Raw genomic sequence first — 23,791 nt, forward strand, 5'->3', positions numbered from 1 at the left:
CGGCCGCCGGTGCCTGAAACCATCGTCCAGATGGACCAAAGGCCGATCATGCACTAACAATCAAATTGGACCACTCAAGTGGGGCTGATCATAGGCTCTGCTTTGATTTCTTGAAGCGTTTCTTTACTAAACGCAGTGTGTCGCGCAAGTCATGCACAGAACGAACCAATCCCGGAGCCTTCTTCTTGAAGAACCTAGAGGTACGCTTTCGCAGCTTCTTGCCTTTGCTCCAGTCTTTATTGATCGTTTCGACGCGCGGCTCCGGATTGTATGCCTGAAGAGGGGGCTGCGGGATCTCACCGTTTAGCGCGGACCTCGCAAAATCGACCTTTTCAGGTGACATGTAAGAAAACATTGAGGCTAGCTCATCGCGCTCAAAATATTCCGTGTCGTCTTGCAAGAATAACGAGGATACCTTTGCCAAATAGTCTTGTTTCAGCTCTTCGGGCAAACGGGTCCAGGCAAAATGCAACAGGTGCATCTTGTAGGGCACGTAGCTGCTCTGAAACTCTTCATAGCGACCGAATTTGTTGTAAATTTCGTTCATCAATCGAACAGCATCGATCATCCCAGTTGCACGCGCGTTCACCGATTGCGTCATCGAATTCTGATTAATCCGGAACCGATACAGCGCTTTGTTCAAAACTTGAATGTTTTGACAGGACAACAAAGCTCTTAGGTTGTGTGGGTTGTCATCAAAATTTGAGCAGTCCAAATCAAAGTATAGTTCGTTTTTCCGAACAATATCTGTTCTGAAAAACTTGGCCCATGGGAATGGGTACTGCGCAAACAGGTGCTTATGCTCTTCTTCCATAGCAAATAGTTCTTGTTCAGGCAGGTAGTTCCTAAACTCACAATGGCGAGGTCTGGCCGATCGTGGAACGCTGCGCAGTTCATTGAAGAAGAAGTAGACGACATCTGCCTTGGTCTGTTTCATTGCCGAAATGAGTTGAGTATATGCATCGGCGACTAGCAGATCATCGCAATCCATGAAATGTAGGTATTCGCCTTTAGCTTCCTGTACTCCGAGATTGCGGGCGGATCGTTGATTAGCTTCGGTCTGATAAAGTGGTTTCACCCGCGCATCTTGCCGCGCAAAATAGTCGATTATCTCCTGCGATCCGTCAGTCGAACCATTGTTGACACATAGCAACTCAAATTCACTAAATGTTTGCGCGAGGATAGAACTGATACAATCGGCTAGAAACTGGGCGCCATTGTAGACAGGCATCACTACCGAAAGCTTCGGCTGCGCACTCAACGTCTGCTTTTGTTTCTGATAATTTGCTAACGCATTTTGTTCAACTTCCAGGTGCTTAGCGGCATCAGAGTTCAGCAATGACAAGATATCTTTAGTGACCTGTGCTTGTGGCCGCCCGAGCGTTTTGCCAGACACGCCATACAGATAGTACTTCAGCAGCCGGGCAACGTGGTCTTGGAAAGCGACCTTCTGCTCAACCGTGAGGCCGCTCTCGAGCGCTTTGAATATGTCAGACCTCAAATCGTCTTTGCTACTCAACTCGTAGACAGCTCCAGACCCATTAAGCTGATTTCTTCCAAGCATCAGTACTGGGATATCGCGCAGGAGAGATTCGTAGTTCCCTTGCGAAACCTTCACCACCGCGAGATCGGCGATGTCGAGGCAGTCGCCAAGGTTTACGTCGCTTAGTACGGTTACGCCAGGATACTCTGTCCACAAATCAAGACCGCGTGTTATAGTGATTGGGTGGGGCTTGTAGATCAGCTGAATATCCGGGTCATTGGCAAACGCTTGGGATAGATTTCTGACGACCTCATCATTGTCGACATAGAATGGTGAATGAAACTTCTGCGCAGCCTCATCGTAAGGGACATGACCCGAAAACGCGCAATTGCTTCCAATATAGACAACAACTTTCTTACCGGATGCCTTGATACGGTCGAGTTGAGTGCGCGCGGAAGCAGACACCTTTAGTTTCTTGTTGCGGGATGGTTTCTCTCGACGTGCGTTTTCCAGATACTGGGCCGCCATTTCCTTGTCGGTCTGGGTCAGCGGAAGCTGATTAAAGTCTTCGGATTTTTGAGAAACCCAGCTTTCCCCCATATGTCCCAAGCAATCGAACGCAAGGGTTTGAGGTAACACACCAAGTTCCATGGTCAGGAATGGAATACCCTGTTCCTTACAGATCTGCTTGAGGATCCGCGAGCACAGCAGATATGTACCCCATGCGACGATTACGTCCGGTTTGTAGAAAGAGACGGTTTTGTTAAGGTAGATATATGCCGCGTTGGCCACAGCGCGCGCGTTTCTCTGCGAACACCCATACTCTTTGACAAGCGCCGCAATAGCACCGCCTATGGCCTGCTCGGGCACATCATCGTGTTTGTATCCAAAGCTGCGGCCAAAATAATTGTCGTGGACTGTGCTTGAAACCTTGGAAAGCAGATCAGGCAAATCCTCAAACTGCAACCCGCTGTGGTCCAATGCTTTAACGTTGCCATCGACGACAGCAAGATCAAAATCTTCACTACTAAGAAAATCTGAAAGCGTTTCACGCAATGGCTGGTGGCTGCCTGTATCGAGCCAAGTGAAAAACAGCATGCGTTTCTTATCGCTGCCGTTCGTTTGCGTCATCCAGTGCTTTCGCGCCGTTTCTTTGGTAGCGATATTGTGTGCAGAAATGTACTCGGATTCTGTATCAAAAGGGTCGAAATCAGTCAGGCTGCGTATCGCATCGAACCTTTCCGATTGTTCTTCCATGAAGAAATAGTTTTCATGATCGACGTTGTACGATGCAGAAATTGATTGGAACGGCTTCCAAGCCCCTCCGGCGAAATGCACTATGTAGGGTTTTTCGCCGGTTTTCTTGTGATAGAACTCTTGCGGACAATATTCGCTGACCAGTGTTTGGCCGCCATTGCACAGATGCAATACATCGCCTTCTTCGAAAAGGCGGAAGATCTGCGGATCCTGAGCACGAATGACTCTCACGAGATCCTGATCGTGCCATTTGCAGTCCCGAAAAAGTTCAATGTTGCAGCTTGAAAAGAGGCTGTTAACTCTCTGAAATACGTGTCGCATCAGATTTGGCGAAGAAATCACAAATCCGATGTTGATTTCGTGTTCGCCGAAATCCATTCCGTCAGTGTCGTGCAAGCGTGTGTAGTGAAAGTTTTTCTTCCAAAGATTGGTGCCGGGTAGGTTCTTGTTTTCTTCCTGCCAGTACCACAGCACGTCCGAGTCGACCTGTGCCGATTTTTCAAACAGCTCGTTCACATCTCGCTGGAAGTAAAGGTCGTTGTCGCATAGCGCTAGCCCATCGTAGTTTTGCCCGAACTTCTCAACCCAATCACAGATAATCAGCTTGCTCATACGTTTGTTGCGGTAGAGCAGGAATGCGTCATCCTCGTTCAGGCTTCCATCCCGAAACTCAGGTTGTGAACGCGCGATCTCAGTGCGGTAGTTCCACTGCTGAAAACTCATTAGAGGGTTGATCAGATAGCGAATGCCACGGCTGTCCAAGTATCGTTGGCACTGGGCGCTCAAATGCGTTGAGATCACCCACAAATCGCCCTGGAAGTTCCCTCTTTCTGGGTCAAAAAGGGAATCAATCATCAAGTTTGCCTGCGCCACGTGCATGGTGTTCGCAGTGAAGACGATCGCATTTCTAGTCATTCAATATACCTTTGTATGGGCGGCGCCGTTTGCTATGAGGGACCTCTTGCAAAAGGAATTCTATGTCCTTGTCTAGGATCAGAGAGGCGCGACAAAAAAGGCTGGAGCACGCTCGCCCTTCTCGGCGATACCTTCAAAACTACGAGCAGTATCCAAAGCCTCTCGGATGGTGACATCCATGTCTAAGTATCGATAAGTACCCAGTCGACCTACAAACGTGACGCCGTTGGTCGCGTTAGCTAAATCGACATACGCACTCAACAGTTCCTTTTCCTTAACTTGTCGGATCGGATAGTAGGGGATGTCATCAACATCGGCTGCGCGCGAATACTCGCGGTAGCACACAGACCTGTCGTGTTGTTCCCAGGGAGAAAAATGCTTGTGCTCGGTTATCCGTGTATAGGGCACATCTTTTTCGCCATAATTCATAACGGCGCAACCCTGGTAGTCGCCCTCATACTCAAACCGCTCAAAATCCAGGGTGCGGTATCCCAAGCGCCCCAACTCGTAGTCAAAATACCCATCCAGAGGGCCGGAATAAAAAACATGATCATAGCCAGATCCCATTTCACGCGTAAAACGGGTATTCAACTTAACAGTGATATTGGGATGCTCCAAAATGGCTGCAATCATGTTGCTGTAGCCATTTTCAGGCATTCCCTGATAATTGTGAAAGAAATAGTTGTCGTCGTAATTGAATCTTACGGGTAAGCGCTTCAAAATCGACGCGGGCAATTCCGATGGATGCAGGCCCCACTGCTTTATCGTATATCCCTTGAAGAAGGCCTCATATAGGTCCTTCCCCACAAAGCGCATGGCTTGTTCTTCGAAGGTTTGCGGGTTGTCAATTGTAGTGTCGGCCTGCTGTTCAGACACAAACTGCTTGGCCTCATCTGGCCCCATTGTTTTACCGAAGAACTGGTTAATCGTGTGTAGATTGATTGGCAGAGAAAACACGCCGCGCGACCCATCTGGGTATTGCGACGTTGTCTTTACTCGGTTTTTATAAGGCAAAAACGTCTCGAAGCGATTGACATAATCCCATACTTCTTGATCATCGGTGTGAAAGATGTGTGGACCGTAGGTGTGAACCATAACGCCCGTGTTTTCATCACGTTCAGTGTGGCAGTTGCCACCAATATGTTCACGGGTGTCGACAACAACAACATCGTGACCTGCTTCGGCCAGATGACGTCCAATCACAGCGCCGGACAGACCGGCCCCCACCATCAAATATTTGTCAGACATTCTTAGCCTAGGTTACCTGCATAAATTCGGCAAAGCACTATCGGATTGCCTGACCCGTTGCAACACGGCTTTGTTTCATGTCGATACACGGATGTGAAAGGCGCGCGCCCCCATTTTTGATCGAATAGGTCACATGTCGCAGCGGTTCGGCCGACCTAGAGCAAGCACTGTCGCCCCGGTTTTCGCGTCGCATGTCCGCGGTCGTCGCGACACAACAAACTCTGCATTAATCCTCTAATGTTCTCAAAGACAAACACCGCTGTCTCAAAAGGTCTTCATTGTGACTGCTTACCGATCCAGCATCGATTTGCGAGGCCACATAACCTGCCGGGCGGACCCAGTTTGGCGCAAATCTTCACCGCCTTCGCCAAATGCAGATGGTTCGGCGGTTTCGGTTCCATGAGCGGTTCTGGGAAAGCCAAACGATAGACGAGCAAGAACTCGCTCATCTATTCCGTGTAAGTTGAGACAAATGCACAAGCGTTGTGCAGGCTTCGATCGAAGCCCATCGGCGGTCACGCACAAAGTCTCTCGTTTTAGGCGCGTGGACAAGTGTTCAAGTCTTGTTGTAAGTCAGTCGGTAGGCCCACACTACAACGGTCGGTTTCGCCACCCGATGATCTTGCGACAAATTTAAGACCGTATGATCAAGTACATTAAGGACTGCAAGAAGCATGATTCCTCTTTGGAAAATAAAACGAGAGATCAAAAGGGCGTTTTCATCAAATTACCGGGAACAAATTTTCAGCGAGATTGGGAAAACCGATAGGAAAATACTAGCGCAGCTTGCAAACAAGTACGATGGCGAGAGGTGTTTTGTTATTGGGAATGGGCCAAGCCTGACTGTTGCGGATCTTGAACTAATTAAGGGCGAAGTCTCATTTGCTTCCAACAAGATATTTCTAATTTATGACGAAACAGATTGGCGCCCGAATTTCTATTCTGTTGAAGACAGGTTGGTATTTGAGCAATGCCTCGACGAAATCAAAGAACTGCAAGGCAGCCAAAAGCTCTTTCCCGTACAGATGTTTCACAATCGTGAACCCTTATCAAATGTGGTGCAGTTCCCAATATTGCCACCTAACAACTGGGACACTCCATTAGAAGATCCGGACTTCCCCAGTTTCAGCCCCAGCTTTGAAACCGGAATCGCGTGGGGATCGACAATCGTTTATACGCAAATACAAATGGCGATAGCCATGGGTTTCAAAGAGGTCTGCGTATTGGGTCTAGACCATTCATATACGCTGGGTCGTACAGTGGAGGGTGAACAGGGTGTAATGGTTCATGATGGTGAACAAAACCACTTTCATCCAAAGTACAGGAAACCAGGTGAAAAATGGCATTCGCCAAACCTTCACGTGCTGGATGTCTCGTACGCGAAGGCTCAAGCCGAAACGCAGGCTTTGGGCGTGCAGATTATCAATTGTTCTAGAAAAACTGCGTTGAACACGTTCCGGCGTGAAAGCCTCGAGAGTGTTTTGGCGCGTGGGTCAAAAGGCGCGAGAATGCCGTGACCCGCTCTGCTTTATTACCTCGGTGAACTAAGTGAAATAGCTCCCATCTCAAGCGGTTTGCTCAGCTGGCGGCGGGCGATTTTGAAGATTCCTGCGCGGGCCTCGCTTTTGCTTCGGAAATCCGACAACATCGCCCACCACGCACGGCACATACGCCAGCCAACCTGCACCCGGCCCGAGATTGGCTGGCCACCGTTCAAGACGCCAGCAAATACAATCGGAACCGTGCGGCGTGAAAGATCGAACATTTCTTTCAGAACCGCCTCTTCCTCTTCCGAGCTTTGGTTGCCGCTTGCGGCCATAGCGGATTTGAGGTTCTTGCCGACCGGGCGGGTGTGATGCATAGCAATCTCATCCAGAATGGCTGTGCGAAACGCACCCGCCTCTTGCCAGCGGCACCAGATGTAATCCAGGCCGTAACCACTCATGGTGGACTGAAACAAGGGCAAGGCCTTTTTTAGAACATCGCGATGAAGGCAAGGGGCCATGATCTCGATGTAGTTGGTGTATCGCAGCACAAACCCGGGGCATTGGCTGAAGACAAAATGCGAGAAATAGCTTTCGGGTGTCAGTGACGGTTGTGCGATCCTTAGCCCATGGGAATCCATGGCGTTGAACAGGTCATTCACATTCTGGGCTGCAATATCTAGATCGTCATCTGGTAGCCAAACATAGTCATACGCTTCCAAATCCCTGCTCGAAAGGGTCAGAAACAGACCGTCCCATTTCCCGCCCTTAACCAGAACGGCCTCGACCCCCGGTTCGGGCTTGAACGCAGCAAATGCCTCATCCGAGAAAAAGCTGATCAGCAGATCATAGTTGCGATCTTCATACGAAATCTCTTGCCAGCGCGGATGCAAGGATTTTCCGCCTGCCCGGACAACAACTAGGTTTTTCTTCATGATCTGTCCTGAGCCCCGCTTCGGTTGTCTAGAAGGGGTGTTAGTCCCGCAATCTCGGCAGGTTTGAGCGGATGACTAAGCCGCCCATAACTGTATCTGATTTGGTATAGCGCATTGCTTAGAAAGCGCCCCAGAGAAGAACCGGCTTTCTTGCGGTTGCGGTTCGCCTCGATTGTACTGTCAAAAGTTCCGCGTTCTGCAACCATTTGATGCGCCAACGTCAGAATTGGCACTTGGTGTTCCCAGTAGAACTTCAGGTCGATATCGACGGGGCGGGCAAACGGGGCATGGACAGCTGCCAGATGCGCCGCCGCTTTGCGACCAATGACATAGCCTGTTGTCCTAGGTGGCAGTCGATCCGTCAGGATCAGGCTTTGATCTGTCACCGAAGCCAAAACCTGCCCACCATTGCCCGCCATACCATCCAGTTTGATCATAACATCTTGATAACGCTCCGATGACTTGGACAATGCATCCAGAAATGGCATCGGATTCTGAAGAAATGTCGCATCATCTTCCAGCACAAGGGTCAGGGAATCTTCGGCCTCAGCGATTGCTTGCCAGATTTTCAGATGGCCCAAGGCACAGGCTACTTCATTGCGGCTAAGCGGTCTTTTGAACGCGCGCCGGTTCCTTTTGGCATCGTAAACGCGCGATACATCCGCGTCTGACAGTTGATCGCCGTAGATGGCGTTGAAGAAAGAGTGTGACAACCCCAGCTGCGTACATTCCGCTTCACATGCGTTGCGCCGATCAATGTCCCTTGGAAGGCTTAGAATGACGGCTTTAATCGACACGGGTGGCTTACCTAAACGAAATCTGGCAGGGTTCTAGGGGTCAAGTATAACAATCACAAGCCATAAACGCAGGGGAAACCTGCGCAAATAACTAGCAGGGCTCTGGTGGCAAATAACCGCTCAGGTAGGAAAACTGTGAATTCTCTCAAGGATGTAATGGTTGGGACTAGGAGGTTCGTGGCGTCGGATCGCCATCATTCCTTTTGCTTACTGTTGCATAATACTTGGATCATACTTACCTGAGCACGCCAAAATGATGACACGTTGCCGTCGTCAATACGCGACCAATTGAAAGGTCACTCTGTCACGCTTGGGTATCTGCCCTTTTGGCCAAAATGATTTTAGGTTATCTGAGCGAGCGCATGGTTTCATGATCTGGAGAACGCAATGATTAAGCGCGCCTGGAACAACTGGCGGTCCGGCTATATGGGCCGCCTGATTGGCGAAAGCTTCTATGCACAAGGCTGGATGTACGGGATCGCAATCGTGGCGATGATATTGGTCGCTGCCACCACTGCGGGCGCGGCCTATATGATGGAGTACATCGTCGATGCCATGACCAGCCCGGAGATGCGTGGGTGGGCTCCGATTATCGCACTATCAGTTGTTGGCTTGTTCCTGTTAAAAGCTGCGGCAACCTATATTCAGGCGATTTACCTCGCCCGGGCTGGAAATCGGATTGTTGCGGCGCAGCAAGATAAAGTTTTTCGTAAACTCCTTCGGCACGGTGTCGATTTTTTTGGCCAAAACGAATCATCAGAACTTTTGATGCGAACGACGCACGGTGCACAAGCCGCCCGTACTTTGATCGATGTGCTCGTAACCGGCTTTGTACGAGACCTGCTCACACTCGTGGGTCTGATCGCTGTTATGGTTTATCAGCAGCCACTTTTGTCAGTTATGTTTCTGATTGTCGGTCCGATAGCATTGCTCGGAGTTCGTCAACTGCTGAAAAGTGTGCGAAAGATCATGCAAGCGGAATTCACATCGCTTGCTGAGATTATCCGCGTGCTCCAAGAAACCTCAGCTGGAATCAAAGTGATAAAAGTGTTGTCGCTCGAAGAGTTGATGACGAAACGAATGGATACCGCGATCCGAAAGGTCGAGGCACGCTCCAACGATATTGCACGCCTGCAAGCGATTGCCAGCCCGTTGATGGAGTTTCTGGCCGGTCTGGCTATTGCGGGCGTTCTGATCGTCAGCACACTGGGAATTGCTGGGGCTGAGCAACCCACTGCAGGTCAACTGATGTCGTTCATCACCGCGTTACTGATGGCTTATGAGCCAGCTAAACGCCTGTCGAAGATGCGCGTTCAGATCGAAGCAGCGATGGTTGGCGTAAGCCTGGTATTCGGGTTGCTGGATCAAGAAGACACGATGACCGAGAGTCCCGACGCAGAGGATATTCCGGACGGTCCAGGTGAGATCGCGCTGCGCAATGTGACCTTTGGCTATCAGGGCTCAATTTCAGTGATCGAAGATATGAGCGTAACCTTTGCAGCGCGGCAAACCACTGCTTTGGTCGGCCAGTCCGGGGGTGGCAAGTCTACGATTTTCGGATTGATCATGCGGTTTTACGACCCCAATGAAGGCACAGTCGAAATCGATGGCCATGATGTCCGCCATGCGAGTTTTGCGTCGCTGCGCAAGAAAATCTCTTACGTGGGCCAGGATACCTTCCTGTTCTCGACGACGGTGATGCAGAACCTTCGCTTTGCCGCGCCTGATGCAACCGATGAGGAAATCTTTGACGCGGCCCGTGCCGCACACGCACATGATTTCATTTCCGAGCTGCCGAATGGTTATGATACTCTGGTCGGTGAGAACGGTGCCTTCCTCTCCGGGGGTCAGAAACAGCGTCTGGCTATTGCGCGCGCGATTTTGCGTAAGGCTGAGATTCTGTTGCTGGACGAAGCCACGAGCGCTCTCGATGCAGAATCCGAAAACTTGGTGCGCGAAGCGCTGGATGCGCTGACAAAGGACATGACAGTGGTCGTCATCGCGCACCGTCTGTCCACGATTCTTGAAGCGGACAATATCATGGTGATTCAGGACGGGGCCGTTGTCGAACAAGGCAATCTGGATCAGCTGATCGCCCGCAACGGCAGCTTCCGCAGGCTTTATGACCAACAGTTTAAAAAGAGTGCTGAAAAAACTAAGGTCGCAGAATAAAAAAAACCGGGGCAGCGGAAGTATCCCGAGGCCCCGGTTTTTATTGGATTGTTCACCTGTTCTAGGGCAGATCGTCCAACAACATGGGATACAATAGATTGCCCGCCTGTGGCCCTGCCCCCAGATAGTCGACCCACTGATCCGTCGATTCATTGTAGCGACGATAGCGTTCGATCTTGTCATAGAGGCCATTGACGATGGTCTGCTGTTCAGAAATGGGCAGACGAACCCAATCGTCTTCGGTAATGGCCATAATCTGTGATTTATAAGGCAAATCGGCCAGATACTCGTCCAAAGCCACTGCCTCGGCCAGGCTTGGATCGGATTGGCGTGACACCTGATCAGGGCGACGGCTCATATCAGCGGCGACACCTAGAACTTGGGTAAAGAACTGATCAGGGTTCACCACGTTCCGTTCAGCCTGATCCACGATGATCCGCAACGCTTCTTCCAGATTGCTCAGGTCGGCTTTCGAGATCAGCAGACGGATAGACAGTGGTTTCAAACCGGTGCGGTCGAAATCTCGGTCGGCGACATAAGCCTCGAACAGATCGGGTGCTTGCGCGCCTTCGGTCCGACCAAGATAGGCCAGCTGCATCGTGCGGCTGGCGGTGTTGAGCCCGCTGAACAGCCCGCCTTCGGCCTCATCGACGATTGCATCTTCATCCAATAGGGCGTCGCCGTCGCTGCCGCGATAAGACGACGCCTGTTGCGCCACGAACTGACCCAATTGGCGAGCTGTGTCCTTGTAGATGGTGGGATCGCCGTTCTCGATGGGAAAGTACAGCGGCGCCGAGTTCGGAAATGCTGTTAGTTGCTTATAGGCCGCCTCGGCCGAGGGGTGATCCTTGGCTCCGCGTGCGGTGCGCAGATGCATGACGGCCATAGCGCCCCCGATCCGCTCGCGAATAAGGCGGTTCAGGCTTTCAGCGCTTAGACCGGTCGAGGAATATTCATCATCAAATTCGCGCGGGCCCGCATCGGTTACCAGAACGATGAACCGGCTTCCGAAATCGCTCCAATCCATATCCTGCAGGGCATGTTCGATCCCGCGATAACTGTCTTCGCGGAAGTTCTTACTGCTGGCCTTCGCTTCCTGCATCTGGTCGATCCCGGCCAGAAAATTCTCGACATCCAGCCCCTGCTGCAAATCCACAAAGGTCTTAACGTCATAACCCAGATCAGGCGCGGCTTGCAGGCTGTCACGATAGCCCACAAGGGCAAAGCTGACCGCATCGGCTGCATCCGAGGAGGCTGCCTCGCGGTACACTTCCTGCAGCGCATCGCGGGTGGCGCGAATGTAGGGCTCCATGGAAATGGTCGTGTCGACGACAAAAACCACCCCGGTTTTCAGATCACCCGCAGCCTGACCACTTGGGGCGGCTGGTGGGTTCGGTGCGTTGGCGCTGGCGACGGCGACTTGCAATAGATTGACAAAGGGCCCGATGTCGAACACCGCCTCTTCGGTCGATAGGATCGGCATGACGTAGAGGTTCTGCCGTTGATCAATAGTCTCACGCGGGCCAAGGGCGATCACGGTTTCCGATGGGTCTCCCCCCTGCTCAGCCGCCAGCGCTTCATCCCGCGCATCCGCAGCCAGATCCGCGGGATTTTCGCTTTCGATGATGTCGTAAATCGGGTCGATATCGTTGAAGAACAAAACCCGGCCCACATTGTCACTGCCTTCTAGCGTCGCAACGATGTTTTGGTTCCAGTCGACCGTCGCGGCCTGAGGCACCCACATCAGGTCGTCTCCCTGATCAGTGGCGCCAATCTGCATCCAATCGCCATTGCGGTCATAGACAAAGAACACCTGTAGCGGAGACAGGGCCGTGCCGGGGCTTTCGCTTTCCGGCTCAGCGCGCGCTTCGACCCGTTCCCGGATCAGCACGCGCTGGAACAGGCTGGTTTTGCCCTCGATAGGCAATGGTGATTTCGATTGCGCCAGCAGCGGCCCGGCCAGCACCAGCGCCGTTACAAGAAGGAGTATCCGTCTCAACATCATATCCGTCTCCTCACTCGCCCAATCTGTTCAGGGCTTCGCGCGCCGGGTCTGATCCCAGATCAGCTGCGCGCTGATAGTATCGCCGCGCCGCCGAGGGGTTGGGGCGCGGAAAAGGGGAAGTCACTGTACTATGGGTTTCAGGGTCATACATTTCAGCAATCAGGATATTGGCGTCTGCCCGGTCCTGTTCCGACAGTTCTTGATCATTGCTGATGGCAATCAAAGCGCCCAGGGCCGCATCCAGATTCTGAGCCCCACCCGCCGCCAGCAAATCGCGCGCCGCGGTCAAGGGATTGTCTGCTGCGACCGCCTCTTGTGCAACGACAACGGATTCATTGACCTTGGCCGACTGACCACCGGGGCCGACAAGAAAATACCACGCAGCGCCTACTATGACGGCCAGAGCGACGATTCCAGCCGCGATCATGGGCATATTGTTGCCGCCAGAGCTTTCCTCGGACGGCACTGCATCTTGAGGCTGGGCAGCGCCTGCTGAGGGCTTCTTTTTTACCTCGCCGTTCAGCGCTTGACGGAACAATCCGGGCAGGTCGGAGGGGCGATCTTTTGGGTTGGCTTTCAGCAACTGCTCCAGCGCCCATTTCAAACCGGGTGCAACCTTGGGATCGGTGATTTTGACATCCGCCTTCCGGTCTTCAACCGCTGCAAACCCTTTGCCTTCACCGGGTAGCTCCAGCCCCGAGGTCCGCATCAAGACCAGCCCCAGCGCATAGGCGTCTGTGGCAGTAGACACCTCATTGCCGAACAGGCCCAACTGTTCCGGCGCGCAATAGCGCAGCTTACCTGCAAAACTGTCGCCGATGATGGACTTGTCCGTCCCAACACTGTCTGACGCCAAGCCAAAATCAATGAACTTGGCTTGATTGATATCATCATGCGAGATCATCACATTATCCGGTGCCACATCGCGGTGGACAATGCCCAGCTTGTGAATGGCCTCAAGCCCTTGCGACAGGCGCAGACCCAGTTTCAAGACATCATCCGAGGACAGCCTTGCCCCTTTTTTCAGGTAGTGCGCCAACGGATGACCGGGCACAAATTCCATCACCAGGAAAAGACGACCATCCTTGTCCAGCATCGAGGTTTCGAACCGTACCACGGCATCGCTGCGCACGGTGCGCAGCAGGTTCGCTTCGCGCCGGAACAGATCAACGGCCTTTTGGTTCTTGGCAAAGCTGGGCGTCATGACCTTGATCGCTACCTCATGCCCGCTGGCCCGGTTCAGGCCACGAAAGGTGGCTCCCATGCCGCCCTCGCCCAGCAGGGATTTGATCTCGTACGTATCCTGCAGAACGCTGCCGGGTTTCAGGCCAAGTACCGAGTGTTCCATGGGTGTCCTTACCTCCGGTTTTTCAGGCTGATGGCGCTGTGCTTGCTAAAGGTGCGGATATCCATGATCTGAAAGCAGATACCGGCAAATACCAGCGACGATGTGATCCCGAACACCACCGTCAGGAAAGCGGCGATGATCGTGGTTGTATCCGGACCGAGCGGCGACAGGCGCAGCATGGTCACAGCGGTGAAACAGAAAAAGATAATCGACAGCGCGGTGGTGATCCAAACCAGAACCTCCAGCGATTTGTTCAATACATCCCTCATTCTTCAACCTTTCCAAGTCAGTCTTCCATGAACGATAGGGCCAGCCCCTGAATATCGTCCGCGATTTGATCCAAATCCGAATATCCCGCGACGCTGCGCGCGCCGATATGATCCTGCACCAGCGCCAGACAGTTTGCCCGCTCACGTCCCCGGCTTTCTTCGGTGGGGTAGATGAAATCGATCTGTTTGCGCAGCAACACGGGCGAGTATTGATCGACCAACCCTTCGATCAGGTTGGCATACTCAACCACATCCGCCTTTGCTTTCTCTTCGATTTCCCTGAGTTTTGCGGCGGCCTCTTGTCGGGCGATCTCAATTTCCTTCAACAACTCCTGATCCCCGGCGGCGCGCGCCTCGCGTTCGATGGCGTCAAGCTCGGGCTGGATTGTCAGCATTGAGATCAGAGCGTTCAGATAGCGGCGCAGCGCCTGGCCGCAGACCAGAACGCCCGAGGTCAGGATCAGCCTGACCGATTGATCCCTTTGTGCGTTGCGCTCAACCCGGCCCCTGTTCAGCGTGTCCTTGATCACCGCCAATTGCGTCTTGGTTCGATCCGACAGGGTTTCCGCTGATATCTCATCCAGCAACTCCATCGCCTCTTGTTCGCTTGCGGCCGAGGCCAGCCCTTCATCCGGACGCGCCAGTTCGGCGAGCCCGTCCTTCAGCGCCTGATCCTGATCCGCCGAGGTGATGGCCAGGCCCTGTAGTACCAACCGGGTACCGGTGAAGCGATCCGCCGAGGCGGTGTTGGACAGGATGTCAAAGGGCGGAACCTCAAACCGGGTCGAGGATGTGATGTCAGCCAAAGGCGTTCGGGCATCGCCACCGCGTTTCACGAACCCCCCTGCCTGACCGTGCAGTCGCCCGTGACGGACCAGAGCAAACGGATCTCCCACGATCTCGGCCGCGTTGCCCAGCATGTCATGCAGACCCAAAGGGTTGGGCTTCAGAGAACCAACCACCTGCAATTTGCCCCCCGCAGAAGCCGTGCCGCCATGGGCGATGTATTCATCCTGTGGCGTGCCTTCCGGCACGGGCGGCAGAGGAGCGCGGAACAGGGATTGATCCACCGCCAGACCACCACGGGCGGAATACTCCCATTCCTCCTCGGTGGGCAGGCGCAGATAGGCCCGCGTATCGCCGACGCGGGGCAGGCTGTCGGGTGCATTCTCCATCAGCCACAGGGTGTAGGCCTCTGCAAAGCGCTGATAGTCCAGCTTGGTATTCCCAACCGCCGGAACAAAGCCACGGCGACGCGGCTCCTTGTCGGGGCAGCCAACCATGACCACATCCCACTGTGCCTGCGCCAGCTCATACTTGGCCATGTAGAAATAGCCCTTGGCCGCACCTTCGGGATCGGCAAACGCGCCCGAGACAAAGGCGCGGCGCAGGCCGTTCAGATAGGGTTGATCGCTGCCCTCCTGCCCCAGCACGACCGAGACATCGCCGATCACGCCATCTGTGTTGGGCGTTGCCACCTTGCGGAAGGTCATCGCCCCGCCGCAGGGCATGGGCAGGGACAGGTCCCCATCCGCAGGCTGCGGATTATAGTATTTCTCGCGCCAACTGATGTCTTGTGCCTGCGCGGTTGCGGAGAAGGTCAACAGACCGATCAGAGGGGCCAGGGCAAGGCGGGTCAATTTAGGCATGGGTCAAGACCTCCTGAGGTTCGACATTGCGCACGGCAAATACGGCCCAGATCGCTGCGGTTACCGCCGTCACGGCGCCCAGAACCAGTGTTGCAAACACATCGCCCGCATAAAGGCGCGCAACAGATTCGCCGGGGGCGGTTTCGAACGTGGCGTTGATGGCCAGCAGGAAGGGCAGTATGATGATCAGCGTTGCGATCACGCCGCCCAGCACCAACGCAAGGCTTTGGACCACCGGGATTACACAGCGCTGCCGGTCGGGCATGGTCAGCATGGAAAACAGACTGAAAATGACCCGCTGCCGCTCGACCATTCCGCGTAGATTGGCGGACATCGCGGCCCAGAAGCCAAACATGGCCAGCGCGGCGATAGCTGTGAACAGTATGTTCAGATTGCGCCGGAAGGATAGCAACAGGGCCGCGTTTTCAGCTCGAGGACGCGATTGCAGCCCCTGTTCGGCCAGATTGGCAGACAAGGTTCCGATATCCTCCAGCGAGCGCGCATAAAGGCGGAAACTGGCATAGGTCTCGGGCTCGGCCACCGGATCGGTCCAGTTTGCGGGGGTCGAGGTCAGATCGTCGCGAAACCGCTCGACCGCCAGAAGATCGGGCAGCGACAGAAAGATGGCAGGACGCGGCCAAATTTCGGGGGGCAATACGCCAATCACCTGCAGATCGCGACGGGCGTTTTCGCGTTGCCCATCCACTTCGCGCCCGATGATCATGTCAACTGTATCCCCGGCCGAGACCGAAAGGTCCTGCGCCAGTTTGTCCGAGACCCACACGCGACCCGGCGCAACGGGTTCGCCGTCGATCAGCGGATCACCCGCAGCCGATGGGATCAGAGGCACCGCGCGCTCCAGTTTGCGCTGCGCCTCATGCCGCACCGCGTTGGCGGATGTGTTGATCGAGCGGGTGGCGGGAACGATGAACCCGACATCCTGCCGCGCGCCCAGGGCGGCGAAGAAGGCCGCATCATGCTGCTCGGCCCCAATGGCCAGGATTTCGCGGTTCGACGGGTCCTCGATCAACCGGCCGACCATGGTGCCTATGATCCCGTTCTTCAGCGCCAGAATGATCAGCAGAGGGCCAAGAACGCCGGCCAGGGCGGCGACAAAACACAAAGCCGACTGCCAGTCATGGCGCAATTCGCGCAGGGCCAACATGGCTGGTATCCGCACCATCACGCCACCCTCGCCGCCGCGCGGCCTACTGTCGAGAAAATCGAATAGGATTGCCCTTGATGATCCAGAAGTCGGTGATCGGCACGGGGGGTGTCCGCAAACTCACCCGTTTGCGCCTGATGGCTGGCCAGTACGACGGCCGACCCGGCCTCGGCAGCAAGATGTACGATCAACCCTTCGACCTCGGCCACATTGGCGGGGTCGAGGGCCGAGACCGGCTCGTCCAGCAACAGCAACGCGGGCTGCCCCAGCAACGCCCGCGCGACCGAGGCGCGTTGGCGTTGGCCCACCGACAACTGACCCGGTTTGCGGGCGGTCAGGTCCCTTAGCCCCATAGCGCGGATCAGGTGATCCTGCCATTCTGCATCCGGCACCTGCCCGGCGACACGAACGGGCAGTTCAATATTCTCCTGCAAACTCAGATACGGCACCAGCGTATTGGTTTGCAGTACAAAGCCCAGCTTGTCGGGCCCGGCAAATTCGGCCCTCGGGGTGTCCGGCGTGACCGTCACCCCGCCGATCACATGCAGCATATCCGGCAGGTCCGTCAGCGGCAGCGCCCCGGCAATCAGCCCCAGCGCTGTGCTTTTGCCCGCCCCGCTGACCGCGTCCAGAACGATGGTCTCACCTGCGCTCAGTTCCAGCTCTTCGATCACCACAAAGAAACCGGGCGCGCGTTCGATCCCAAGGTTGCGGATCGACAGAACCGTATCAGGGACGTCTGAGGACAAGCGCTACCCCCCCGAGTTCAACCTTGGACTTGGTGTTGATCTGAACCGGTTCATTCGGTTTCAGACGGCGGCCATCGACCTTGGTGCCGTTGGACGAGCCCAGATCGGTCAGCATCATCTTGCGCCCCTGCAACGACAGGCTGGCATGGCGGCGGCTGAGATTGCGATCGGTGATGGTCAGCGTGTTCTCGCTGGCGCGGCCTATCGTGACCCCCGACTGTAGCTGGGCGGCGCTGAACCGTTCGGATTTTCCATCCATGCTGACAGCCAGAATGGCCCGGCCCGAAGGTTTGGCCGACCCACTCGCGCGCGCGGATTTTGATCCGCCATCGGCTTTGCTTTGCGAAACTACGAAATAGATACCGCCGATCACCGCTGCACTGGCGCCAGCCAGTACGGCCAGGATGATCAGCAGGCTGTTGTCTTTCGCACCACCGCCTACAAAGTCCGGGTTGTCTGGATCACATTCCTGCTGGTGCGCGTTAAAGGGAATGCCCGCATCCCGCAAAAAACCGGATATTGGGTTCGCTGACGAGGCCCAGAATGTGTTGTTTGTTGGCGTGCGACCATCCGAGTTCCAGACCGAGATGACGGTGTTGATACCCAGTACCGATCCGCAATAGTCGATCAATGGTCCGCCCGAATTGCCGGGATTGACCGATGCTGTGTGCTGCACAATTTCGAGGGTCCGCCCCGTTTCATTGAATGATCCCGGAGCAACCTTACTGATCGCACCCTGGGTCAACGTCGTTTCAAAAAAAGGCAACATATCCCGCCCGGCATTGATCTGGTCCGAGGAACCGGGATAGCCGATGGCAGCCACCTGTTCACCCTTCAGTGCCTTGCCTTCGCGCAGAGACAGAAATCCGGGCCTATGTCCGCTAGGTTCCTGCGGGACAATGCGCAGTACGGCCAAATCCAGTTCGCGCGAGGCATGCAGAACCTTCGCATCATATAAAAAGACCCGGTCATCCTGTTTGAACCCGACCTGTATGTTCAGGCCACCGTTAATCACATGATGGTTGGTGATGTAGTAGTAACCGCCACCTTCGGGCAGTTCTGACAGGACGAATCCTGATCCAGTTGCTTGCCCGCCGCTGACGTCCACGACCGCTCGTCCAACCGCCTTGTCCGTTTCCGCAACGATATCCGGCGCGATTTGCGCAGCGGCAGCGCAGGTCATACCGAACAGCCAGGCGGCCGTAAAACAAAGGGAACGAGTTAAAGCTACAATCTTCAAATCAGTATTCCATATGCAATGACGGCCGCTGCCACGATCAGGATCAACAGCAACACCAATATTGAAGCCTTGCGGCCTCCGGTTTTTTTCTTTGGGCGCGGCCTTGGGCGGCTAACAGGTTTCGCGCGAGGCTCTCGTTCTGGCCGGTCAGGACCGGGCACCGCTCCGTGCAGATCAATGCCCGCGAGCCGCGCATAGTCACGCGCTGTGCGGATGCGATCACGCGGCAGCAACCTGCAGCCAAGATCGATAGCATTCAGCAAGGCATCATCATATTTTTCCTGAACACGATTGCGCTTCAGGTTGTGGCGTACCGGGACGTAGGGGTCACGACCTGTCGCCCGTTTTTCTTTCCAGCGTTCTTCGGCGTTGGGCGGAAGGCTTTGCGAAACCATCTCATACAGGATGACCGAAAGGGCAAACAAATCGCTCCACGGGCCTTCCTGCACACTGCCGGTCAATCCGGTTTTATCCGCCGGAAACTGCTCAATCGCCGCGTATTTGCGTGTGAACATTGACGCCAGACCGCTGGATTTGCCCATCAGGCGAGCAGCGCCAAAATCGATCAGAATGGGCTGCCCGTCTTTACGAATCATGACATTTGCCGGTTTCATATCGCGGTGGACCACACCGACATCATGAACCGCATCCAGGGCATTCAGCATCGAGTGAAGGAAAGTGGTGACAAGATCGGGCGGGACCGATCCGCGGGCATCAATCATGCGCGCCATCATCCGGTCCAGTGGATCGCCGTGAATATACTCCATCACGCAATAGGCTGTGCCGTGTTTTCGGAATGCAGCCCGCACGCGCATTAGGCCCTGCTGCTGTGGTAGATCACGCAACAGATTGGCTTCTTGCAGAAAGGCCTCTAATCCCATGTGAAACAGCTGCCGCCCCTCGAACGTGGGCGAGACAGCGTTGTTGGGGCCTCGGTCTGCATAGTCAGCCGGGAAATACTCCTTGATCGCAAAACGCTCGCCGGTTTCGCGGTTGCGCGAACGGTAGGTGATGCCAAAGCCCCCCTGCCCCAATACGTCCCCGAGAACGTAACCGGCAAAGGTTTCTCCTTTTGGCAAATGCACCGACACCGTCAGAACTACCTTCCTTCGCCACTAGGATTTTCTACTGAAGCATCATCCTCTGCCGGAGGCTGCGCTGGCGTTGCCGGCTCCACCGGCTCTGTGCTTTCTGGTTCTTCGGGCGCAGATGGATCGGTGGGTTCTGGGGTCGTTTCCTCGGGTGCAGGGGGTTCTTCTGGCTGCGGTTCTTCAGCCTCTGGCACCTGGCCTTCAGGCTCTGTTAACGGCTCCTCGTCGCTATTCGGGTCGGACGCAATTGGGTCATCATCGACAGTGCTGTCACCAATACTGCGTTCTTCTTGTGATGGCGGATTTTGGACGGGCTCAGGCTCTGGCGTGACTTCGACTGGATCAGGCCGCAGCAGCCATGCGCCAGCCGCCGCAACAAGGGCCAAAGCCCCAAGACCAATCGCTGCATATTTAAGCGTATTCCCATTGCCGCCGGTGTTGTGAAACGCCCATTGGCTTCCACGCAGCATGCTGCTCATGCCGTCCTGGACATGAGCGTAGACGACGACGGTTGTGTTATCCTGTTTAGGCTTTCCTTTCGCCTCGACCGCGTTCAACAGATCCGAGGCGACACCGCGCATATCGCGGCTTTTGCCAACTTGCAGGATATCCCGGATTTCAGACTGCGACAGTGTATCCAACCCGTCCGAGCAGGATAGAACCACATCGCCGGGTTTCAGGCTGATGGCGTTGACATCGGTCAGCGAAATCCGGTCCCCCATCAGCGCCGAGCGCAAGGCATTGCGACGCGGGTGGCTGTCCGCTTCTTCCTGCGTGATCTTGCCGGCAGCAACCATCTGCAACAATTCACCATAAAGCGAGTGATCTGCGTTCAGCTTTTTCAGGCGTCCGTCGCGCAACAGAAACAAGCTGCTGTCACCGACGGAAACCCAAACCAGCCGATCGCCCAGCTTGAGCGCCGCGATCAGAGTGCATCCCATGCCCTTCAAATCGGGCTGGCTGGCAATGCGCTGGCGCAAGGCTTCATTTGCCGCCGTCAGCGACTCCTGCAATCGGTCCCGCGGGCGCGGCGCGTCCGAGCCCCCGATGAAATGCTTCTTGAACGCCGACAGGGCTAGGTTGGATGCAACCTCCCCCCCAGCGTGGCCACCCATTCCATCGGCAACCAGCATCAGGATGTCGGATTTCGGGTCGCGTTCGTTCTGATAGACAAGATCGAACGCGTCTTCCTGATTTTCGCGCTGGCCGAGGCTTTGTTTGCCGCTGATGATTGTCATCGGGATCAGTCGTCAGCGCTGTCGGCCAGCTCTGACCAGTCAAAATCCTCGTTGCAGAAGGCCACAAAGCGCACATGCGTCTGTTTCGACAACTCGATCAGCGCGTAGTTTTCCAGGGGCATGGTTGTGGCCACGATCTGACCGTTTACACGGCTGATGTTACGGCCCGTGCCCGGGGCAGCAAAAAACACCCGGTTGGCATCATCGAAGATCACGCGCAAATGGTCCTTGCCGGAAATCATCTTGTCGCCGAAATCCAATGCAACACGCTCGCCACTGTCGCGGCCCAGCGTGTTCATGCCCGAGCCCAGATTGACCGACTGGCCCAACCCCGGACCTTTGACCACAACCAGCCACCCGGTAATCGGGTCGACCATCGGATCAAATTCGGCCTTGTCCGAGAAGTTCTTGGACATACCACCATGGTAGATCTGCGTCTTCTCATCTTCGACATATTCAGTCGGCGCTTCACTGAAGGATGATCCGCTTGGCATGGCATGTGTCGCCTCGTCATCCGAGGGCGAGATGCTTTCGGTGAACCCGTCATCTGCTCCAAAATCCAGATCGTCGTTCAGCTCTTCGTCGTCCTTGTCGAACAGCCAGCTTGTCTTGTTGTCGTTGCCCATGTCTTCACCTTTCCTGTGTGTATGGTCCCGGACTATGCCCGGACCAGTTTCAGGCGAACGGACCCAAGGCCCACTGTGTCACCCACATTTACTCTCTGCACGCCTTTGATCTTGCGCTCATTGATCAGCGTACCATTCAAACTATCAAGATCGCTGATGGTGAATCGTCCGTCTGGCGAACCGCTGAGTTCCGCATGCACACGCGACACACCGCCATCGGGGATGACCACCCCGTTTGTACTGCTACGCCCGATGGTCGAGCGTCCCGCGGGCACCGGGAAACGATGCCCGTTATCCACCCGAACCAGAAAGGCAATCGGCGGAGGTGCAGTTGCGACTGTGCGCGTCTCATCCTGTGGCTGCGGCATACCTGTTGCGTCGCCATCGTCGAAATCGCCAGCCTCCAGATCATCCTCGGGCTCACCCCCCGAACCGCGCCGCGCCAGTAGCACCGCCAGCAGCAGAAGCAGCAGCAACAGAACGCCACCCGCGATGTAGACATAAAGCGCCGGGAACCCGAAAATCTCATCCTCGGGTTCTGGCGCGGGCTCTGGTTCAGGCTCTGGCGTTGGGTCAACCACGGGCTGGAACTCGGCAGAATAGCTCTTGGTCTGGGTTTGTCCCGGCTGGCCGACAACCGGTTCGATCATTTCGATGGTAATGCGCGCAGGCGCCGGATCACCTACTGGCACAATCAGGCCCGAGCCTTTGACCGAATTGCCATAGGACCGGATGAAATCTGACACCACGGTATTGGCGTCAGATTGATTTTGCAAAAACACCTCTTCCATCAGGCCATTTTGCGGATCGGTCAGGCGTTTCAGTACGTCAATGCCGCGCGTGGTGCGGGCATTGCCTTGTGCCCGCCAGAACATGCCAAGGGCGGAGACCGAAACGCCCTCGCGCTCGGCGGCCTCGGTGATTTCTTCAACCGTGGCCAAACCTTCCTCATCCCCGTCCGTGATCAGGATCAGGTTCTTCAGCAGCACGTCATCTTGCTGGCTTAGCAATTCGATCGCACGGGTCGCGTTGGCGACCAGACGGGTGTTCTGTTCCTTAATCTCGAGCCCCTCAACCACGTCTTCGGCCTGAGAACGGTTGGTCGAAAAGGGCGATAACTCAACAATATCATTGCCGAACCCATAGATTGCGACTTTTTCATCCGTTGGTAGATTGGTCACAACGCGCGAAATCAGCTCGCGCTCGCGGTTCCAGCTGCGCACGCGCGCGCTGCGCTCTCCAACGGAGAGGTCAATCAGAACCATTGTCGCCGAAAGGGTCAGGTTGCCTGGGATGTCATCCAGAGATTTAACAAACTCGAAATCGGCCTGTGCGTCGCCAAGCGAGCGAAAGCTCATATCGCCACGCTGATTGCCGGAAGGTACGCGCACGAGGCAGCTGTCCTCGGGTGCGGGATCGGAGGGCGCACAATCCAAGATAGCCAGCCCGGTGGCTGGCGCGCGAGTCTTACCCTCTTGCGCGTGGGCTACGCCCGAAATGACCAAAGCGGCAGCAAGCGCCACCAATCTGCGTAAAAATCCGTAGGTCACGATCCCAAGACCCCCCTCAGGCAAGACGTCCCGGTCGTCGCATGTGCCGACAAGCGCCGACCTGACGTGATTAGAATTATATGGACAGCGCGCGATACGCCGACTTGATCCGGCTCAGTTCGGACGAGATGGCGGCGGAACTTGCACCGCTGTTAACGTCACGCTCGACCGCGTTCAGCTGATTGTCCAGCGCCTGAACCTGCTGCAGTTTTACAGGGTCCGAGGCCGAGGCGGCACGCGCCTTCGCACCCTGAGCCTTTACGTCAGCAATCTGCCTGCGCAGCGAGTCGATTTCGGCTTTGTTGGCATTGCTTTGCGCCGCCAATTGCGCATTGCGCTGCTCTGCCGCTTTGTTCTGTGCAATAATAGCGTCCGCCTGCGCCTTATTATTTGCGATCTGGCGGTCGTATTCACCGGAATTCAGGTTAGCAATATTGTCAAACAAAGTTGCCGTTGTTGGATCTGTTGAACCAGTACATCCGGCAACAGCGGTAACGGCGACAAGGGCGAAAGGTCTTGAAAAACGAAGAAGATCTGAAGTCATTTTCTCACTCTTACCAATTGAAAACC

Annotated in this window: 18 protein-coding genes; 2 read left to right on the forward strand and 16 right to left on the reverse strand. The window is 55.1% G+C overall.

Annotation, left to right across the window (positions count from 1 at the left end; translation table 11 throughout):
• Positions 1–88: 88 nt before the first annotated feature.
• Together ACR0DH_RS12325 and glf are read right to left on the reverse strand one after the other, a co-directional pair.
• Complete coding sequence (locus ACR0DH_RS12325) at positions 89–3,655, reverse strand: glycosyltransferase (protein ID WP_480549460.1); 3,567 nt, start codon at positions 3,653–3,655, stop codon at positions 89–91.
• Between the two features lie 78 nt (positions 3,656–3,733).
• A complete protein-coding gene (gene glf / locus ACR0DH_RS12330; protein ID WP_480544770.1) occupies positions 3,734–4,903 on the reverse strand; it encodes a UDP-galactopyranose mutase in 1,170 nt (389 codons plus the stop codon).
• Between the two features lie 674 nt (positions 4,904–5,577).
• Here glf and ACR0DH_RS12335 point away from each other — a divergent pair.
• Positions 5,578–6,420 (forward strand): 6-hydroxymethylpterin diphosphokinase MptE-like protein, encoded by an 843-nt coding sequence (locus ACR0DH_RS12335; protein ID WP_480544769.1) that lies wholly within the window; start codon positions 5,578–5,580, stop codon positions 6,418–6,420.
• A gap of 14 nt (positions 6,421–6,434) precedes the next feature.
• Here ACR0DH_RS12335 and ACR0DH_RS12340 read toward each other — a convergent pair whose 3' ends face one another.
• Positions 6,435–7,322: a hypothetical protein gene (locus ACR0DH_RS12340; protein ID WP_480549462.1), complete on the reverse strand. Its 888-nt coding sequence runs from the start codon at positions 7,320–7,322 to the stop codon at positions 6,435–6,437.
• Positions 7,319–8,119, reverse strand: coding sequence for a glycosyltransferase family 25 protein (locus ACR0DH_RS12345; RefSeq protein ID WP_480549464.1), 801 nt, complete (start codon positions 8,117–8,119; stop codon positions 7,319–7,321). The genes ACR0DH_RS12340 and ACR0DH_RS12345 overlap by 4 nt, the downstream gene beginning before the upstream one ends.
• 387 nt (positions 8,120–8,506) lie before the next feature.
• On the opposite strand from ACR0DH_RS12345, the gene ACR0DH_RS12350 reads away from it, so the two are divergent.
• Positions 8,507–10,291 (forward strand): ABC transporter ATP-binding protein, encoded by a 1,785-nt coding sequence (locus tag ACR0DH_RS12350; RefSeq protein ID WP_480549466.1) that lies wholly within the window; start codon positions 8,507–8,509, stop codon positions 10,289–10,291.
• Between the two features lie 61 nt (positions 10,292–10,352).
• Here ACR0DH_RS12350 and ACR0DH_RS12355 read toward each other — a convergent pair whose 3' ends face one another.
• The 12 genes from ACR0DH_RS12355 to ACR0DH_RS12410 form a co-directional block, all read right to left on the reverse strand.
• On the reverse strand, positions 10,353–12,296 hold the full coding sequence (locus tag ACR0DH_RS12355) for a vWA domain-containing protein (protein ID WP_480549468.1): 1,944 nt from the start codon (positions 12,294–12,296) through the stop codon (positions 10,353–10,355).
• Positions 12,297–12,306: 10 nt separating this feature from the next.
• Positions 12,307–13,644, reverse strand: coding sequence for a serine/threonine-protein kinase (locus ACR0DH_RS12360; protein WP_480549470.1), 1,338 nt, complete (start codon positions 13,642–13,644; stop codon positions 12,307–12,309).
• Between the two features lie 8 nt (positions 13,645–13,652).
• A complete protein-coding gene (locus ACR0DH_RS12365) occupies positions 13,653–13,913 on the reverse strand; it encodes a hypothetical protein (RefSeq protein WP_170535048.1) in 261 nt (86 codons plus the stop codon).
• Between the two features lie 17 nt (positions 13,914–13,930).
• A complete protein-coding gene (locus ACR0DH_RS12370) occupies positions 13,931–15,562 on the reverse strand; it encodes a formylglycine-generating enzyme family protein (RefSeq protein WP_480549472.1) in 1,632 nt (543 codons plus the stop codon).
• Entirely contained in the window at positions 15,555–16,745 is a 1,191-nt protein-coding gene (locus ACR0DH_RS12375; RefSeq protein ID WP_480544762.1) for an ABC transporter permease family protein, read from the reverse strand. The genes ACR0DH_RS12370 and ACR0DH_RS12375 overlap by 8 nt, the downstream gene beginning before the upstream one ends.
• Positions 16,745–17,476, reverse strand: a complete 732-nt coding sequence (locus ACR0DH_RS12380; protein ID WP_480544761.1) for an ATP-binding cassette domain-containing protein — start codon at positions 17,474–17,476, stop codon at positions 16,745–16,747. Before ACR0DH_RS12380 ends, ACR0DH_RS12375 begins: the two co-directional genes overlap by 1 nt.
• Positions 17,457–18,659: a trypsin-like peptidase domain-containing protein gene (locus tag ACR0DH_RS12385; protein ID WP_480549474.1), complete on the reverse strand. Its 1,203-nt coding sequence runs from the start codon at positions 18,657–18,659 to the stop codon at positions 17,457–17,459. Before ACR0DH_RS12385 ends, ACR0DH_RS12380 begins: the two co-directional genes overlap by 20 nt.
• Positions 18,660–18,712: 53 nt before the next feature.
• Positions 18,713–19,801, reverse strand: coding sequence for a serine/threonine protein kinase (locus tag ACR0DH_RS12390; RefSeq protein WP_480549476.1), 1,089 nt, complete (start codon positions 19,799–19,801; stop codon positions 18,713–18,715).
• Positions 19,802–19,815: 14 nt separating this feature from the next.
• On the reverse strand, positions 19,816–21,045 hold the full coding sequence (locus ACR0DH_RS12395; RefSeq protein WP_480549478.1) for a PP2C family protein-serine/threonine phosphatase: 1,230 nt from the start codon (positions 21,043–21,045) through the stop codon (positions 19,816–19,818).
• 5 nt (positions 21,046–21,050) lie between these two features.
• Positions 21,051–21,671: an FHA domain-containing protein gene (locus ACR0DH_RS12400; RefSeq protein ID WP_480549480.1), complete on the reverse strand. Its 621-nt coding sequence runs from the start codon at positions 21,669–21,671 to the stop codon at positions 21,051–21,053.
• 32 nt (positions 21,672–21,703) lie between these two features.
• Positions 21,704–23,221 carry an FHA domain-containing protein gene (locus ACR0DH_RS12405; protein ID WP_480549482.1) on the reverse strand — a complete coding sequence of 506 codons (1,518 nt, stop codon included), beginning with the start codon at positions 23,219–23,221 and terminating at the stop codon, positions 21,704–21,706.
• Positions 23,222–23,297: 76 nt separating this feature from the next.
• Positions 23,298–23,765, reverse strand: coding sequence for a hypothetical protein (locus ACR0DH_RS12410; protein WP_353010189.1), 468 nt, complete (start codon positions 23,763–23,765; stop codon positions 23,298–23,300).
• Between the last annotated feature and the right edge of the window lie 26 nt (positions 23,766–23,791).

The sequence above is a fragment of the Ruegeria sp. I1 genome, from assembly GCF_056532675.1.

Coding starts and splice junctions, on each gene's coding strand:
- ACR0DH_RS12325 (WP_480549460.1), bottom strand. CDS start 3,655: ATGACTAGAAATGCGATCGTCTTCACTGCGAACACCATGCACGTGGCG.
- glf (WP_480544770.1), bottom strand. CDS start 4,903: ATGTCTGACAAATATTTGATGGTGGGGGCCGGTCTGTCCGGCGCTGTG.
- ACR0DH_RS12335 (WP_480544769.1), top strand. CDS start 5,578: ATGATTCCTCTTTGGAAAATAAAACGAGAGATCAAAAGGGCGTTTTCA.
- ACR0DH_RS12340 (WP_480549462.1), bottom strand. CDS start 7,322: ATGAAGAAAAACCTAGTTGTTGTCCGGGCAGGCGGAAAATCCTTGCAT.
- ACR0DH_RS12350 (WP_480549466.1), top strand. CDS start 8,507: ATGATTAAGCGCGCCTGGAACAACTGGCGGTCCGGCTATATGGGCCGC.
- ACR0DH_RS12355 (WP_480549468.1), bottom strand. CDS start 12,296: ATGATGTTGAGACGGATACTCCTTCTTGTAACGGCGCTGGTGCTGGCC.
- ACR0DH_RS12360 (WP_480549470.1), bottom strand. CDS start 13,644: ATGGAACACTCGGTACTTGGCCTGAAACCCGGCAGCGTTCTGCAGGAT.
- ACR0DH_RS12365 (WP_170535048.1), bottom strand. CDS start 13,913: ATGAGGGATGTATTGAACAAATCGCTGGAGGTTCTGGTTTGGATCACC.
- ACR0DH_RS12370 (WP_480549472.1), bottom strand. CDS start 15,562: ATGCCTAAATTGACCCGCCTTGCCCTGGCCCCTCTGATCGGTCTGTTG.
- ACR0DH_RS12375 (WP_480544762.1), bottom strand. CDS start 16,745: ATGGTGCGGATACCAGCCATGTTGGCCCTGCGCGAATTGCGCCATGAC.
- ACR0DH_RS12385 (WP_480549474.1), bottom strand. CDS start 18,659: ATGACCTGCGCTGCCGCTGCGCAAATCGCGCCGGATATCGTTGCGGAA.
- ACR0DH_RS12395 (WP_480549478.1), bottom strand. CDS start 21,045: ATGACAATCATCAGCGGCAAACAAAGCCTCGGCCAGCGCGAAAATCAG.
- ACR0DH_RS12400 (WP_480549480.1), bottom strand. CDS start 21,671: ATGGGCAACGACAACAAGACAAGCTGGCTGTTCGACAAGGACGACGAA.
- ACR0DH_RS12410 (WP_353010189.1), bottom strand. CDS start 23,765: ATGACTTCAGATCTTCTTCGTTTTTCAAGACCTTTCGCCCTTGTCGCC.